Genomic DNA, 17260 nt, shown 5'->3' on the forward strand with positions numbered 1-17260 from the left:
ATGCAATATAATCACTTAGATATAGAAAAGAAATGGCAAAAATTTTGGGCAGAAAACCAAACTTTTAAAGCCAGTAATGAATCGGAGAAACCTAAATATTATGTGTTAGATATGTTTCCTTATCCATCCGGAGCAGGTTTACACGTTGGGCATCCTTTAGGATATATCGCTAGTGACATTTATGCGCGTTACAAACGTCATAAAGGTTTTAATGTATTGCATCCACAAGGATATGATTCTTTTGGTTTGCCAGCAGAACAATATGCAATTCAAACAGGGCAACATCCTGCAAAAACTACAGAAGAAAACGTTGCAACGTATAGAAGACAATTAGATACTATTGGTTTTTCTTTCGATTGGAGCAGAGAAGTGAGAACTTCTAGTCCGGAATATTATAAATGGACTCAGTGGATTTTTATTCAATTGTTCAATTCTTGGTATAATAAAGATTCTGATAAAGCAGAAGACATTTCTTCTTTAGAGAAAATCTTTAAAAAAGAAGGAAATGCAACAGTAAATGCTGTTTGTGATGAAGAAATAAAATCTTTTTCTGCGGATGAATGGAAAGCATTTTCAAAAACAGAACAAGAAGAAATTTTATTACAATACCGTTTAACCTTTTTGTCTGATACAGAAGTAAATTGGTGTCCAGCTTTAGGAACCGTTTTAGCAAATGACGAAATTGTAAACGGAGTATCAGAAAGAGGAAGCCATCCTGTTGTTCGTAAAAAGATGACACAATGGTCTATGCGTATTTCTGCATATGCACAACGTCTTTTAGACGGATTAGAAAAAATTGATTGGCCACAACCTTTAAAAGATTCTCAAACCAATTGGATTGGACGATCTCAAGGTGCAATGGTTACTTTTAATGTTGATAATGGTGCTAAGAATACATCTTCTGAAGTAAAACTATCTTATAAAGAATTAGAAGCTTTAAAAGAATTAAGACAAAATTTATCGAAAGCAGAAACAACGCTTTGGAATGAATTAAAAAATAAAAAAGGAGCTTCAAAATTCAGAAAAAAATATACAATTGGTACCTTTTTGGTAGATTATGTTTGTTTAGCTAAAAACTTAATTGTTGAATTTTCTGGTAAAGAAGATGAAGAAGCAAGAACAGCATTTTTTAACAATGAAAGTTTTAATGTTGTTCGTTTTAAAAACGAAGAAGTAGTTGAAAATGTATTAAAAGTTGTTGCTGCAATTAATACAGCAATTCAGTTTCCAAAAAAGATTGAAAAATCAGTAGAAACAGAAGTAATTGTAAAAGACGAGAAATCTTACAAAATTGATGTCTTTACAACACGTCCAGATACCATTTATGGAGTAAGTTTTATGACATTGGCTCCAGAACATGAGTTAGTTTCTAAAATTACAACAGACGCTCAAAAAGCAGAAGTTGAAGCATACATTACGGCTACAGCAAAACGTTCTGAACGTGATAGAATGGCAGATGTTAAAACCATTTCTGGTGCTTTTACAGGTGCGTATGCAATTCATCCCTTTTCTGGTGAAAAGGTTCAAATTTGGATTGGAGATTATGTGTTAGCAAATTATGGAACAGGAGCGGTTATGGCTGTGCCTTGTGGAGATCAGCGTGATTACGATTTTGCGAAACATTTCGGAATTCCGATTCCTAATATTTTTGAAGGTGTAGATATTTCTGAAGAAGCACATACCGGAAAAGACGGAACAAAGATTGCAAATTCTGATTTTTTATCAGGATTAAAATATAAGAAAGCATTAAAATTAGCCATTTTCGAAATGGAAAAACGTGGCTTTGGTTACGGAAAAATAAACTATAGATTAAGAGACGCTGTTTTTAGTAGACAACGTTATTGGGGAGAACCTTTCCCAGTATATTACAAAGACGGAATGCCACAAATGATTGACGCAGAACATTTGCCAATCGTATTGCCAGAAGTAGAAAAATACTTGCCAACTGAAGATGGAAAACCACCTTTAGGGAATGCAACAGAATGGGCTTGGGATTCTCGTGGAAAGAAAGTTGTTTCTAATGATAAGTTAAAAAACAAAACTGTTTATCCTTTAGAATTAAATACAATGCCTGGGTGGGCAGGTAGTTCTTGGTATTTTAACAGATACATGGATGCTACTAACTCTAATGAGTTTGCAAGCAAGGAAAACTTAGATTACTGGAAAGAAGTAGATTTATATATTGGAGGTTCTGAACATGCAACAGGGCATTTATTATACGCTCGTTTTTGGCAAAAATTCTTGTTCGATAAAGGAATTGTTCCTGTAGATGAGTTTGCTAAAAAACTGATTAATCAAGGAATGATTTTAGGAACTTCTGCTTTTGTTTACAAAGCAACAGCTTTTGTAAAGAATGGTTGTGGTTGTTCTGATGAAAAATCTATGGATGATGTTTTAGAGAAAATACCAACTGTATTTGTATCTAAAAATGCATTTAATTCTGATGATGAATTTGAAACGGTTGTTAAAAATCACTTATTAGATAATAAGTTTTTAGATCCTAATTTTGCAGATTTGGTAATGATTACTAAAACGGCTTTACATGCAGACGTTTCTTTAGTAAATGCATCTGATGAGTTAGATGTGGATGGTTTTAAAAATCATGCTTTAAATGCTGATTATAAAAATGCTGAGTTTGTTTTAGAAGACGGAGCTTATAAAGTAGGACGTGAAGTAGAAAAAATGTCTAAGTCTAAATACAATGTGGTAAACCCAGATGCTATTTGCGAAGAATATGGAGCAGATAGTTTACGTTTATTCGAAATGTTTTTAGGCCCTTTAGAACAAGCAAAACCTTGGAAAACTTCTGGTATTTCTGGAGTTTCATCTTTCTTAAAGAAATTATGGAAACTGTATTTTAACGGAGATAATTTTGAAGTTTCTGATGCCGCTCCAACAAAAGACGAGTTAAAAACATTACATAAAACCATTAAAAAAGTAGAAGACGATATCGAGAATTTCTCTTTTAATACATCTGTTTCTACCTTTATGATTGCTGTAAATGAATTAACTGCTTTAAAATGTAATAAACGTGCCATACTAGAACCTTTAGTAATTTTAGTTTCTCCTTATGCACCGCATGTTGCAGAAGAGTTATGGAGTTTGTTAGGGAATAAGGAATCTATTTCTACGGCAAATTTCCCAGTTTTTGAGGCTAGTCATTTAGTAGAAAGCGCTAAAAACTATCCGATTTCTTTTAACGGAAAAATGCGTTTTACATTAGAGCTTCCTTTAGATTTATCAAAAGAAGAAATAGAAAAAATAGTAATGGAAAACGAGAAAACAATTGCTCAATTAGATGGTAAAGCACCTAAAAAAGTAATTATTGTTCCTGGTAAAATTATAAACATAGTTATCTAAAGGGCAGCCTTTCTAGGTATTCGCTTGTTTGTGGTTTCTTTGGGGATTAAGAATGAAAATAATAAGTGTCATTTCGAAATGAGCCTTTTTAGGTGATTGAGAAATCTGATTAGATATAAGTTTTTTATAGATTCTTAATTTTTTTTAACTAAGAAAAAGTTAAGAATCTATTTTAAGTAAAACAAAAAAAATGATTGATTTTCATGAGATTATTGGTTTAGTGGCAGCAGTTTTTACAACAACATCATTTTTGCCACAAGTTTTTAAAACATATAAAACTAAAGATACTTCCGGACTTTCTTTGTCCATGTATATCATTTTTTTTACGGGAGTAATTTTATGGTTAATTTATGGTATTTACATAAATAGTTTATCTATCATTTTAGCCAATATAATTACGGCATCCTTAACTTTATATTTGTTACTCATGAAAATAAAGTATAAATAAAAAATTATCTTAATATAGATTCAAAAGTCATTACAATTATTGTAATGACTTTTTTATTTAACTATCTTGTCACCTCAATGAGTATCACAAAAAATCAACTTTTTAAGCGTCAAATTACTTTATCTGAAATAGGTGAAGTTGGGCAACAAAAACTACAAAACGCTGCTGTTTTGGTGGTTGGTTGTGGCGGATTAGGTAGTCCGATTGCGGTGTATTTAGCTGCAAGCGGAATTGGAAAAATACATTTAGTAGATTTTGATACTGTCGATATATCTAACTTACACAGACAAGTATTTTATGCTTTAGATGATGTAAATAAACCAAAAGCAGCCGTTTTATCAGAATTTATAAAAAAGCGAGCACCTTTTACAGAAGTAAGTTTTACTAATAAACCAATTACAAAAGAAAATGTTTTTGAGCTGACTTCACAATTTGATATTGTGGTAGATGGCACAGATTCTTTACCTACAAAGTATTTGCTAAATGATGCTTGTGTTATTAAAAACAAACCATTAGTTTATGGGTCTTTGTATAAGTTCGATGGTTATGTGGCAAGTTTTAATGTGTTACAGCAAAACGGAACGTATTCCGCAAATTTAAGAGACGCTTTTCCTAAAATGGCAACAGATGTACCTAATTGTTCTGAAGCAGGAACTATGAACTCTATTGTTGGTTTAATTGCTGCACAACAAGTAAATGAAGTTTTAAAGTTGATAACGGGAATTGGAAAACCGTTAGCAAATGAATTATTGATTTACAATTCGTTGCAAAATACACAGTTAAAAATGAAATTAAAACCAACCGTTTTAAAAGATAAGATTGCTAAATTATTTAAAATACAAACCTATTTTGATATTGCTTGCTCTACTCAAAATTCTGATTGGCAAATATTATCAGTAGAGTTAAAGGAAAGATTAGGAGATACAAATTTAGAATTGATCGCAGTTTTACCAAATCTACAATTACCTTTTGATGTTCATCAAACAATTCCTATTCAAGAATTTGATGTAGATGAAATAGAGATTGATTTTAATAAAACTTATGTTATGGTTTGTCAAAGAGGGATGAATAGTTACCGAGCAACAAAAATGTTAAAGAATAAATATCCAGCACTAAACGTTTTAAGTTTGTCTGGTGGGATTTCAGCTTATAAGTAATTATGGATAAAAATGACGTCTTAATTTCTTTTGGGAAAAGGTCGGTGTTTAACCGTATAATGGCTTCATTTTTTTTCTCCTTATCTTTATATCTTTTTTATAAGAGATTTTATTTAAATGAAAACTATATTCAAATTAGTGAAGCTGTTCAGATGAGAACAGGTATGTTTTCTATATTTTTCACCATTTTTTTGGCGATTAAATTCTCTTTAAATCAAAACATTCATTTTAATTTTTTAGAAATGAAGTTTAGGCGTTATTACTTTATTGGGCCTATTGGTTTTGGAAAATGGCGAAAAATAAGAAAATTAGATAGAGTGTCTACGTTTTTAAATGTAAGAGAAGAATGTGAGGTAAATATTTGGGACGTTAGAAATAAAAGATACAAGATTGCTATTTTTGATGAAATAGATAATGCAGTAGATTACGGTAGAGATTTAGCCAAAAACTTAGAAATTAAATTTTTAGAAAGAAATTAGTAGTATGAAAAATCCTTTTGATTTTTATAGTGAAATAAAGTTAGAGTTAGAAAAAGAAGCAACCCTTTTAAAAAAGAAATCTATAAACCTAAGTGTTTTTAGGTTTGGAGTCTTTTTAACTACCTGTTTTTTAATATATCTAACATTTGGTAGATACCCAGATGTTTTTATTATTGCTTTTTTAGGTATTTTACTATTTGGTTTTTTAGTTGTAAAACACGTTAGTTTACAAAGAGAAAGAGCCATCATAAAAGCTAAGATTAACATCAATAAAACAGAATTACAAGTTTTAAATAGAGAGTTTCATCATTTAGAATCTGGTGAAGAATTTGTAAATGCAATGCATTATTATAGCAATGATATCGATTTATTTGGTGTTGGTTCTTTTTTTCAATACTTAAATAGAACGGTAACTTCAGAAGGAAAGAAACTACTTGCAAATACGTTTACGGAAAATAAAACGAATGAAATTGTAGAGAAGCAAAACACCATAAAGGAATTAGCAACAAAAGTAAAATGGAGGCAACATTTTGCTGCTTTGGCAAGCTTAATCACCACAAAAGATACGTCTGGTTTTATTGTAAGTTGGGTTCAGAATTACACAGCTATTCTGCCTACGTTTTTAAAGGGAATTCAACTTGTTTTTTCTGTGCTTTCAATAGTATTTATCGGTTTGGTTTCTTTTGGTTTTCTTTCTTTTACTTATTTAGTAATTTGGTTTTTTATTGGCCTTTTTATCAGTGCTGCCTTTGTTAAAAAAACCAGTAATTTATATGCAGATACAGATAAAGTAAGAGAAACTTTTAAGCAATATCATGTGTTGTTAAATGAAATTGAAAGAGAAGAATTTTCGGCAACCATTTTAAAGGAAAAACAAGCAATTATAAATTCTGAAGATAAAAAAGCTTCAACTATTTTTAAAGAATTTTCTAAAGTTTTAGATGCTTTCGATCAACGTAATAATCTTGTAATTGCATTTTTTGGAAATGGATTCTTTCTACTCGATATTAGAAATGCAGTTAATGTAGAAAAATGGATTACTAATTACAAACACACGGTAGATAAATGGTTTTCTGTTGTTGCTTTTTTCGATGCTCAGAATTCGTTGGCAAACTTTCACTTTAATCATACAAAATTTGTTTTTCCAGAAATTACAGGTGATAAAGAAGTGGTAGAAGCTACCAATTTAGGACATCCGTTGTTAGATGCAATAAAAAGAATTGACAACGATTTTACGATTAACAAAGAAGAATTTTTTATTGTTACTGGTGCAAATATGGCGGGTAAAAGTACTTTTCTAAGAACTATTTCTTTGTCTATTGTTATGGCCAATTGCGGTTTGCCTGTGTGTGCAGAAAACTTTAAATATGCTCCCATAAAGTTAATTACAAGTATGCGAACTACAGATTCTTTAACGGAAGACGAGTCGTATTTTTATTCTGAATTAAAGCGACTAAAGTTTATTGTTGATGAAATTAAAACCACAGATTATTTTATAATTTTAGACGAAATTCTAAAAGGAACCAATAGCAAAGACAAAGCAATTGGCTCTAAAAAGTTTGTAGAGAAATTGACAAAATCTAAATCGACAGGAATTATTGCAACACACGATGTGAGTTTATGTGAACTAGAAAATGAGTTTACAGATATTAAAAATTACTATTTCGATGCAGAAATTATTGACGACGAATTGCATTTCGATTATACCTTAAAAAACGGTATTTGTAAAAACATGAATGCTTCTTTCTTGTTGCAGAAGATGGAAATTGTTTAGAAGCTATTTCCTGTTTTCGCTACTCGCTTTTTTTAGTCTTGTTCTCGATACAAATTTTTCATTCTTCAAAATTCACTCGAACTGACAACTAAAAAAGAGCTCAAATAAAAACCGCTCAATCAGGGCTAGACTTGTTTGCTAGCTTATAGCTGGATGAAACTAAACTTTATTCTACCACAAAAGTTATAGGTAAATTGTATTTTGTTTTTACAGCTTTATTTCTTTGTTTTCCTGGGATAAACTGAGGCATTTTTTGCAGTATTTTTCTTACTTCTTTTTTTAATGTTGGATGTGGAGCTCTCACTTTTATATCGATTACATTTCCTAAAGTATCAATTATAAACTGTGTAAATATTTTATATTTTCCTTCTCTTAATCCAAGATTTTGAGCTTTCTCAAAATTAAAATTTTCTTGAAAATATTTTTTCAATCTACTGTCAAAATCTTTTCTTGCTTTTTCACCTGATAGTTTTTTTGATGATTTAAATCTCGGAGGCTCTTGAATAAACATTCCTAAAACAAAATCTTCTTCCAACTCAACATAACTTATATCTCCTTCAATAGGTAATTCTCCAAGAGTAGTTATTTCTATAATACTGTCTTTTTTTGAAGTTGCTTCACAAAAAGTAATTCCAGTTGTTTTGGGAACTGGTGGAACTGTTCTTTTTACAGGAATAGTAGTTGTTTTTTTTTCAATTGTAAGCGAATCAATTTCTTTTTCTACTTTCTTAATTGTATCTACAAGAATAATGTTTTCAATTTTCTGTTTTTTTCCATCAGTATATTGGCAACTAAAAAGTGTTGTCCCCATCACAAAAAATAAAGCTAAAATGAATAATTTTTGAAATGATAATTGCTGTTGAAAAGTTACTTGTGGAATTTCAATAGTAATACTATCTAATTGTTTTTTATAAAAATGTCCACAAACTCGTTGGTTTTTATTTTCTACTAAATACTCTTGAATTTCTGAAGTTGATTTTTTTGTAAAATCGATTACGGTTTTTGAACAAGAACTACAAAATCTACCTTTTTCCATAGGTGTCATTATATTCCAATTTTCATGACATGGTTTAGGGATGGTAATTTTAAATTTTGAGTTCATAATGTTGCATTTTATGAGCTAAAATCAAATAAGATGCCAAAGTTAAAATTATGTTAAAATAATTCAGAATTTTATTATTGAAAAAAGCAAGCAAAAAAGTTTAGCCCCGATTGAAACGGCATCCTTTTAGCCTTTTCGGCAAAAAGATACAGCCTTTCGACTCCGCTCAAGATAAATTCCAGCAGGAAATAGCTTCAAAAAATAAAATTACACTTTTTGTAAAATACTCAAAGCTGTTTTTACGCTATCAATTCTTATAAAAGTAATTAATAAACGCAATCCGTTTTTAGATTCTTTCTCTTTCATAACACAACTTTTAGGGTTTAGTTGCACGTATTTTAACATGCGCGTAAATGCATCTGTGTGGTAAAATTCACTTTGTTGATTAGACACAAAATACCCCATCATTCGTTTTTGCTTTAGAATTACTTTCTCTAAACCAAGCTCTTTTGCCAACCATTTTATACGTACAGAATCTAATAAATCTTCAACCTGCGTTGGAAATTCTCCAAATCTATCTATAATTTCAGTTTCAAAAACTTGTAGTTCTTCTTCGGTTTTTAGCTCGCCTAGTTTATTATACAAAGCCAACCTTTCTGTGATTGAATTGATATAATCATCTGGAAAAAGAATCTCGAAATCGGTGTCTATTTGTACTTCTTTTACAAACTCTTTAGGTTTAGAATTATCTGTTGGATACAATTCTTTAAATTCATTTTCTTTTAATTCTTCAATGGCTTCCTGCAATATCTTCTGATAGGTATCAAAACCAATATCATTGATAAATCCACTTTGCTCACCACCTAATAAATCTCCTGCTCCACGAATTTCTAAATCTTTCATGGCAATGTTAATTCCGCTTCCTAAATCAGAAAATAAAACCAACGCTTCTATACGTTTTCTAGCGTCATCGGTCATCATATGATAAGGAGGAGTGATAAAATAACAGAATGCTTTTTTGTTAGATCTACCAACTCTACCACGCATTTGGTGTAAATCTGATAAACCAAAATTGTTGGCATTATTAATGAAAATTGTGTTGGCATTTGGTACGTCTAATCCACTTTCTATAATAGTTGTAGAAACCAAAACATCGAAATCACCAGCCATAAAACCGAGCATTAAGCCCTCTAGTTTTTTTCCTTCCATTTGTCCGTGACCAATTCCAATTTTTGCCGACGGAACCAATCTTTGTAATAAACCTGCAACTTCTTTTATGTTTTCTATTCTGTTATGAATAAAGAAAACTTGTCCTCCACGAGAAACTTCGTAAGCAATTGCATCTCGAATGATTTCTTCCGAAAAACGAATGACATTACTTTCTATAGGATGTCTGTTTGGTGGCGGAGTTTTTATGACGGACAAATCTCTTGCCGCCATTAAACTAAATTGTAACGTTCTAGGAATTGGCGTTGCAGTTAGGGTTAAAGTATCTACATTTTCTTTTAAAGTCTTCAATTTGTCTTTTACAGCAACACCAAATTTTTGCTCTTCGTCTATAATTAAGAGACCTAGGTCCTTAAATTGTAAACGTTTGTTTGTTAATTGATGTGTACCAATAATAATATCTACAGAACCGTCATTTACTCCGTTTATGGCTTCTGTTTTTTGTTTTGCCGTTCTAAAACGATTCAGATAATCAATTCTTACAGGAAAATCTTTTAAACGCTCTGTAAATGTTTGGTAATGTTGAAATGCAAGTATGGTTGTAGGTACTAAAATTGCCACTTGTTTACCGTTATCTACCGCTTTAAAAGCGGCTCTTACTGCAACTTCTGTCTTACCAAAACCAACATCACCACAGACTAATCTGTCCATGGGTTGTTCTTTTTCCATATCATTTTTTACATCTTGGGTAGATGTAAATTGATCTGGCGTATCTTCATACATAAAACTACCTTCTAGCTCATGCTGAATGTGTGTGTCTGGGCCAAAAGCAAATCCTTTTTGCAGCTTTCTTTTTGCGTATAATTGAATTAAATTAAAGGCAATATGTTTAACTCTGGCTTTGGTTTTTTGTTTGATTTTTTTCCAAGCACCAGAACCTAATTTGTATATTTTAGGTGCTTTACCATCTTTTCCGTTGAATTTAGATATTTTATGAAGCGAGTGAATACTTACATATAAAATATCTCTTTCTCCGTACACTAACTTAATGGCTTCTTGCTTTTTACCTTGAACGTCGATTTTTTGTAAACCACCAAATTTTCCAATTCCGTGATCCATGTGTGTTACATAATCTCCAATTTCAAGCTTGTTTAAATCCTGAAGGGTAATTGCCTGTTTTTTTGCGTATCCGTTTTTTAATCGGAATTTATGGTAACGCTCAAAAATTTCGTGATCTGTATAGCAAACCAATCTGTTTTCAACATCTACAAAACCTTGATATAACGGAAAAACAACCGTTTCATAATGAACCTCTTGTTCCGCATCATCAAAAATATCATGAAAACGCTTTGCTTGTTGGTCGTTTGCACAAAAAATATAATTGGTAAATTCTGCCTTATGATATTCTTCTAAATTTTCTATTAATAAATCGAATTGCTTATTAAAAGAAGGTTGTGCTATGGTGTTAAACTTAATTTCTGAAAGATCTTTCGTTTGTGTTCGAGGAGACATTTCTATCAGTGAAAAATCTTGTATTTGATTTTTTATGAAATTTCCATCACAAAATAACTCTGCTGGCTTTGCGTGTTTTATTTCTTTAGATAAATCTAGGAAAGCTTCTTCAGCTTTTTGATAAAACTTATCTAGATTTCCGGTAATTAAATCGATGTTTTTTGCAAAAATTACTGTTTTAGGCGAAATGTATTTCAAAAAACTCTCTCTGTTTTCTTGTAACGTTTTGTTTTCTACATTTGGCATAATAGAAACCTTTTTCAGTTTCTCATTAGATAATTGTGTTTCTACATCAAAAGAACGAATACTATCTATTTCATCACCAAAAAATTCAACTCTGTAGGGTTCATCATTAGAAAAAGAAAAAACATCTATAATTCCTCCACGAACAGAGAAATCTCCGGGTTCGGTAACAAAATCTACACGTTTAAATTTGTATTCAAATAAAACTTCGTTGACAAAATCTAGGGATAAACTTTCGCCAACGGCTACTTTTAAAGTATTCTTTTCTAATTCTTTTTTGGTTACCACTTTTTCGAACAAAGCAGTTGGGTAGGTAACAATTACTGCTGGTTTTTTACGAGAATTAATTCGATTTAAAACCTCGGAACGTAATAAAACATTTGCATTATCAGTCTCTTCTATTTGGTAAGGTCTTCTGTAGGATCCTGGATAAAAAAGTACATTTTTTTCACCTAACAATTGTTCTAAATCGTTAAGGTAGTAAGCTGCTTCTTCTTTATCATTAAAGATTAGAAGATACGGTTTGTCTGCCTTTTTAAAAGTTTCTGATATAACAAAAGACAACGAAGAACCCACCAAATTCGATATTTGAAAATGGTTTTTGTCTTGTTGAAGTTGGTTAATAATCTGCGAAACATTCGCAGCTTTTTGATATTGATTTACAATGTTCTGCTTACTCAACCTAAAATATTTTTATCAAAGATATTAATTTGAGTTTGTTAAATATAAAATGTTTTAAAACTATTTTGCTTTATTCTTTTCATTTTATTATGATATCTAGCATTTGTTATTTTTTAATTCTAGAAAAACCCTATTGTTTTCTAATGTTTATTTTTAAATTAAATTATTGATATCAATAATTTTGCTATGTGTTTTTATGTTATTCGGAATAAATAAAGCTTAACATATAATTTATCGTTAACTTTTTTGTTTTCTTACTTATTACAATACATTTGCCAAAATTATAGCTAACAAAATTGTCCCCTAAATATGAAAAGTAAATTTAAATTTTTTGTCCTTGTTTTTCTATTATTAGCACTTCAAAATTTTGGACAGAACGAAAGTAATAAATGGGCGGTAACTTTAAGTTCTAGTTTAGTGGTTTATGCTACAAAAGATGGTGCTGCTATGCAAGGGAGGTATATTGCTCAATTTCCAAGATTATCTCTTGCTAGATATATGTTTAAAAATTTAACTTTTGTTGGTGATTTTTCTAGTTCTTATAGAGATGTACAGAAATATACTGCTTTAGATGGAGAGGTGAGATATGATTTTGGTACTTCAGAAAATAGAATTACACCTTATTTGACAGTAGGAGGCGGATTTGTTAAATCTAAACATTGGCTTCCAACTTTAAATTTTGGTTTTGGTGGTACATTTTGGGTTTCCGATCATTTTGGATTACATGGTCAATGGATGTATAAGTACAATGAAGAGAGGTATCATAGTCAGCGTTCTCATACATTTTTATCGGCTGGAGTTGTTTATCGTTTTTCTTTATCAGGAAATACAGGTGCTCGGGGTGGTGAGAGAAAACGTCTATGGGATTATAAGCATTGATATTTTAATTAGAGTTTTGGTCTACTTTGGTAACATTCTTTTAGTTTGAATTTTTTTCGCTATGTATTTTGTCAATATTTTACTGATTTCTTCTGCTGATAGAAAGGAATCTATTTGCTCATCGATAATATTGTTTGCACTTAAAATAACAGTAGATGGATAACTAATGGTATTATTTTTAGAAGCTAGTACTTGTGCTATTTGATGAGTTCCTGACTCATTTTTAAAGATTTTATCTTTTATTTTTATTAAGTCTTTACTTTCTGCATCAAAAGGAATGAAATAAAAATATTTGTTTAACAAATCGATGACCTTTTTATCGCTAAAAGTCTTCTTTTTCATCCCAAAACAATACTTACACCATTTTGTGTGAAAAAAAATTACAATAGGTTTCTTTTCTTTTTCTTGTAAGTTATAAGCCTCTTCAAAAGAATAACTCTTTAAAGCATTGTTTTTCTGACTAAATAAGATTCCATTAGAAAAGATGAAAAAGAAAAGAAGCGTTTTTTTCATTATTGTATTTTATATCTAAGTCCTAAAAACATACGTACACCTTGGTTACCTGCATATACATAAGCTGGATCGAAAGCTAATTCTGGATTTGCTTCTGTGTCTACACCAACATCAAAAGGATTGTCGCTATTTAAAATACTATTAGCAGCTGGGGTAAAGTTTAATAAATTTTTTATGCCTCCAAAAACTTCAAAAGTGTTACTAATTTTTTTGGTTGCTTGTATGTTTTGTATGCTGTACCAAGGAGATGTTGCAGATCTTGGGTCCTTATCTCCTAGTAAAGGCAGGTCCATAGGTCCGTATATGTTACCAGTGTAGTCAAGTAATAAATCTATCGTTTTTATTTTGTAAGAAATACTCCAAGTACCACTAAAGCTTTCTGTTAATAGTTGTCTTTCGGTAATTCCTTTTTCTGTTGTAGATACATCCATTAAAGTTGCACCAGCTATAATTGAAAGACCATTTCTAAAATTAAAATCGGTATTTAAAGAGATTCCTTTAGAAACTGCATAACCATCATCTAAGTTACCATAGATTATTTTTGAAGTATCAGTTTCATAATCTGCAATTATTTTATTGCTGAAATGAGTGTAAAAAACACTTCCATCTAAACTAATAATGGTATTACTGTTTGTAACTATTTTTTTAACGTAGTTGATATTCGCATTCCAAGAGGTTTCTGGAAGCAATTCATCTTCAAAAACAACATTTCTATTTCCTGTAAGTGCAGCATGGTCTTCTGTAAAAACATTGGCAACTCTAAAACCATTACCAATACTAACTCTTAAAACATCTTCATTATTGTTAGAATTCCATTTGTAATTTACTCTTGGAGAAAAAACACTTCCATGTATATTATTGTGATCATATCTTGCGCCTAACAGTAGTTTACTTTTTGGAGCTAATGTAATTTCATCCTGAATAAATGCACCCGGTAAATGGGTGATTGAGGGAGTGTTTTCTGTGTCGCTAGCAGTTGCAGTTGTGTTGTCATCGTAATTTGTGTAACGATAGGCAACTCCCATTAAAACATCGTGGTTTTTACCAAAAGTAGTGTCATATGTAAATTGTCCAAAAGCAATATATTGGTCTGCTTGGTAAGAAGTGTTTCCATAAAAAGAATTTTGATTATGACCATTCGCACTAAATTGGAAGTTTATTTTTTCATCCGTAGGTAATTGGTACGTTCCAAATGTTTCCCATCTACTTGTGTAAATGCTTTCTCCATAAATTTCTGTGCTTCCTCTGTATTCAGGTGTCCAATTCATTTCTCCACCCCATCGATCTTCGTACACATAACGACCAGCTACTGTAAAAACACGGTTGTTTTTTCTTTCGAAATCAAATTTATTAAAAATAGAAATTCTGTTTTGTAAAGTTAAATCTGTAAAACCATCCTTATTATTATCTATAGGGTTTTGGTAATTAAAATAATTAATACCTAATAAAGCATTCGTTTTTCCTGTTTTATATTTTAGTCCAATATCTGTATTAACTTCTTGCCAAGAACTGACGTAAGTGTCTACACTAACTAAAGGAGCAGAAGATGGTTTTTTAGTGATAATATTAATAATACCACCAACAGCTTCAGAACCATATAAAGTAGAAGCAGGGCCTTTTACAATTTCTACACGTTCTATTAATGCCTGCGGAATTCCGGTTAACCCATAAACCGTAGAAAGCCCACTAACTAAAGGCATTCCATCAATTAAAACAAAAGTATAAGGACCTTCTAGTCCGTTTATATGAATATCGCCAGTATTACAAACATTACAATTTAATTGCGGTCTTACGCCATTTACATTTTGTAAAGACTCAAAAATAGAAGGAGTTGGGTTTTTCTGAAAAAAAGTTTTACTATAAACCTCTACCGGAACTGGGCTATTTGTTTTGGTTACTGGCTTTAAAGTTCCAGAAATAACAATTTCTTCAAGAGAATTGTCTTCTGGTAAAGAAAAATTTCTAACAATATGTTGATTGCCAGAAAAGTTTATTTTAATGTATTTTGTCTTAAAACCCACAGAGCTAATTACAACTGTATACTTTCCGTTTGGGATATTTTTAAGTAAGTAAAAACCATTTTCATTAGAAGACGTTCCTAGTGTTGATCTCTTTAAATATACGTTTGTATAAGGTAAATCCTCTCCGTTAGATGTAACTTTTCCTTTTATACTATTTGTTTGTGTATAGGTGGTAAAGGCGCTTAAAAGCAATATGAAATACAATATTTTTCTCATCTTATTAATTTTATTTTCGTCAAATATAAATATATTTTTAGATTAGACTAAAAATATATTTATTAAAAATAAAAAGTATATCTTTGTATTATAAAATTTGTAGATGTTTACGCTTTCAGAAGAAAATTATTTAAAAGCAATTTATCATTTAGAGTTAGATGCTGATAAAGGAATCAGTACAAATGCTATTGCTAAAAAATTAGAAACAAAAGCTTCTTCTGTTACAGATATGATTAAAAAATTATCTGAAAAGGAAGTTGTTGTTTATAAAAAGTATAAAGGAGTTAAATTAACTGATTTAGGGAAGAAGACTGCTGCAAATATTGTACGTAAACACAGACTTTGGGAAGTTTTTCTTGTAGATAAGTTAAATTTTTCTTGGGATGAAGTACATGATGTTGCAGAGCAGTTAGAACATATTAAGTCTCCAAAGTTAATAGAACAATTAGATGCCTTTTTAGGTTTTCCAACGCATGATCCTCATGGAGATCCTATTCCGGATAAAGAAGGGAATTTAAAAACAATCGAGAAAAGTTTATTATCAACATTGTCAAAAAACGAAAGCGGAGTTTGTGTTGGTGTGGACGATTCTTCATCCGAATTTTTAAAATTCTTAGATAAAAAAGGAATTACGTTAGGAAAGCAACTTACTGTAATCGAAAAAGAAGATTTTGATGATTCAGTTTCAATTAAGATTGATGATAAAAAATTATCAATTTCAAACAAAATAGCTAACAATTTATATATTAAAAAAATATGAATACCTACAACCCAATAGTAGCGCTTTTAGTGTTTTTTGGCGTTATTTTAGTCTTATATTTTATTTTTAATCCTAAAAAAGGATTCTTTTTTAAATATTTAAAAGCACGTAAAGAAACAGAAAAAACAGCTATTGAAGATGTTTTAAAACTTTTGTATCATGATCCCAAAACATCCATAAATACTATTTTTAATGAACTAGATTTTAGTCATAGTTTATTATTAGAAAGTATTGATACTATGTTAGAAACCGGATTGGTAAAGAAAGAACATGAACTTTTTTCATTAACCGAAGACGGAGATGAGTATGCGTTAAGAATTGTGAGGGCGCATCGTTTATGGGAAAAATATTTATCAGAAAAAACAGGTTTTCATAAAACAGAATGGCACAGTAGGGCAGAGAAAAAAGAACATGAGTTATCAGGTGAAGAAGTAGAAGATTTGTCTACGCTTTTAGGAAACCCAAGATACGATCCGCATGGGGATCCAATACCAACAAAGACAGGTAAGGTTCCTGAGAAAAAAGGAATGCTACTTGCAGATTTACCTATTTTAAATTTTGGAAAAATTATTCATATAGAAGATGAGCCTACAAGTATTTATAAACAAATTTTAGCAAAACATATTCATTTACATTCTCAGGTTTATATGAAAGAAATAAGTGAAAATCGCATTGTTTTTGAATCTGAAGGAGAGCAATTTGTATTACCGCCAATAGTAGCAAAAAATATTACGGTGATTTCTTTAGACAAAGCAGATGTAATAGAAAAAGATACGCTGCGTCTATCAAATTTAAAAAGTAACCAAAAAGCAACAATTATTGGTGTTTCTAAGGAATGTAGAGGAGAAAATAGACGAAGATTATTAGATTTAGGTTTTGTAAAAGGAGCAACGGTTAGTATAGATCTGTTAAACCCGTTAGGAGATCCAAAAGCATTTTTAATTAAAGGAACAGCCATCGCTTTGAGAAAGGATCAGGCGGTTAAAATTTTAATTACCAAAGCATAAA

12 protein-coding genes are annotated in these 17260 nt (G+C 30.7%); 8 read left to right on the top strand and 4 right to left on the bottom strand.

Features of this window, described 5'->3' with window-relative positions; translation table 11 throughout:
• The 5 genes from MPF19_RS03205 (at window position 1) to MPF19_RS03225 (ending at window position 7218) form a co-directional block, all read left to right on the top strand.
• The gene (locus MPF19_RS03205) at window positions 1-3360 is read left to right on the top strand and encodes a leucine--tRNA ligase (protein WP_249986744.1); all 3360 of its coding nucleotides are present in this window, start codon (window positions 1-3) and stop codon (window positions 3358-3360) included.
• Between the two features lie 190 nt (window positions 3361-3550).
• The gene (locus MPF19_RS03210; RefSeq protein WP_203394248.1) at window positions 3551-3808 is read left to right on the top strand and encodes a SemiSWEET family sugar transporter; all 258 of its coding nucleotides are present in this window, start codon (window positions 3551-3553) and stop codon (window positions 3806-3808) included.
• A gap of 77 nt (window positions 3809-3885) precedes the next feature.
• Window positions 3886-4965: a HesA/MoeB/ThiF family protein gene (locus MPF19_RS03215; protein WP_249986745.1), complete on the top strand. Its 1080-nt coding sequence runs from the start codon at window positions 3886-3888 to the stop codon at window positions 4963-4965.
• Between the two features lie 59 nt (window positions 4966-5024).
• On the top strand, window positions 5025-5444 hold the full coding sequence (locus MPF19_RS03220; protein WP_249986746.1) for a hypothetical protein: 420 nt from the start codon (window positions 5025-5027) through the stop codon (window positions 5442-5444).
• 4 nt (window positions 5445-5448) lie between these two features.
• Window positions 5449-7218 carry a MutS-related protein gene (locus tag MPF19_RS03225; RefSeq protein WP_249986747.1) on the top strand — a complete coding sequence of 590 codons (1770 nt, stop codon included), beginning with the start codon at window positions 5449-5451 and terminating at the stop codon, window positions 7216-7218.
• 166 nt (window positions 7219-7384) lie between these two features.
• Here MPF19_RS03225 and MPF19_RS03230 read toward each other — a convergent pair whose 3' ends face one another.
• The gene (locus MPF19_RS03230) at window positions 7385-8320 is read right to left on the bottom strand and encodes an energy transducer TonB (RefSeq protein ID WP_249986748.1); all 936 of its coding nucleotides are present in this window, start codon (window positions 8318-8320) and stop codon (window positions 7385-7387) included.
• Window positions 8321-8527: 207 nt separating this feature from the next.
• A complete protein-coding gene (mfd, locus tag MPF19_RS03235; RefSeq protein ID WP_249986749.1) occupies window positions 8528-11863 on the bottom strand; it encodes a transcription-repair coupling factor in 3336 nt (1111 codons plus the stop codon).
• A gap of 309 nt (window positions 11864-12172) precedes the next feature.
• Between mfd and MPF19_RS03240 the strand changes: the two genes are divergently transcribed.
• The gene (locus tag MPF19_RS03240) at window positions 12173-12742 is read left to right on the top strand and encodes a hypothetical protein (RefSeq protein ID WP_249986750.1); all 570 of its coding nucleotides are present in this window, start codon (window positions 12173-12175) and stop codon (window positions 12740-12742) included.
• Window positions 12743-12763: 21 nt separating this feature from the next.
• On the opposite strand, the gene MPF19_RS03245 is transcribed toward MPF19_RS03240, so the two are convergent.
• Together MPF19_RS03245 and MPF19_RS03250 are read right to left on the bottom strand one after the other, a co-directional pair.
• A complete protein-coding gene (locus MPF19_RS03245) occupies window positions 12764-13255 on the bottom strand; it encodes a thioredoxin family protein (protein ID WP_249986751.1) in 492 nt (163 codons plus the stop codon).
• Window positions 13255-15492 (bottom strand): TonB-dependent receptor, encoded by a 2238-nt coding sequence (locus MPF19_RS03250; protein ID WP_249986752.1) that lies wholly within the window; start codon window positions 15490-15492, stop codon window positions 13255-13257. Before MPF19_RS03250 ends, MPF19_RS03245 begins: the two co-directional genes overlap by 1 nt.
• Before the next feature lie 103 nt (window positions 15493-15595).
• Here MPF19_RS03250 and MPF19_RS03255 point away from each other — a divergent pair, with 103 nt between their 5' ends.
• Window positions 15596-16252, top strand: coding sequence for a metal-dependent transcriptional regulator (locus MPF19_RS03255; RefSeq protein ID WP_249986753.1), 657 nt, complete (start codon window positions 15596-15598; stop codon window positions 16250-16252).
• Complete coding sequence (locus MPF19_RS03260) at window positions 16249-17259, top strand: metal-dependent transcriptional regulator (protein ID WP_203394255.1); 1011 nt, start codon at window positions 16249-16251, stop codon at window positions 17257-17259. Before MPF19_RS03255 ends, MPF19_RS03260 begins: the two co-directional genes overlap by 4 nt.
• Window position 17260 lies beyond the last annotated feature (1 nt).

The sequence above is a fragment of the Polaribacter sp. Z014 genome, assembly GCF_023555435.1.
Lineage (GTDB): Bacteria > Bacteroidota > Bacteroidia > Flavobacteriales > Flavobacteriaceae > Polaribacter.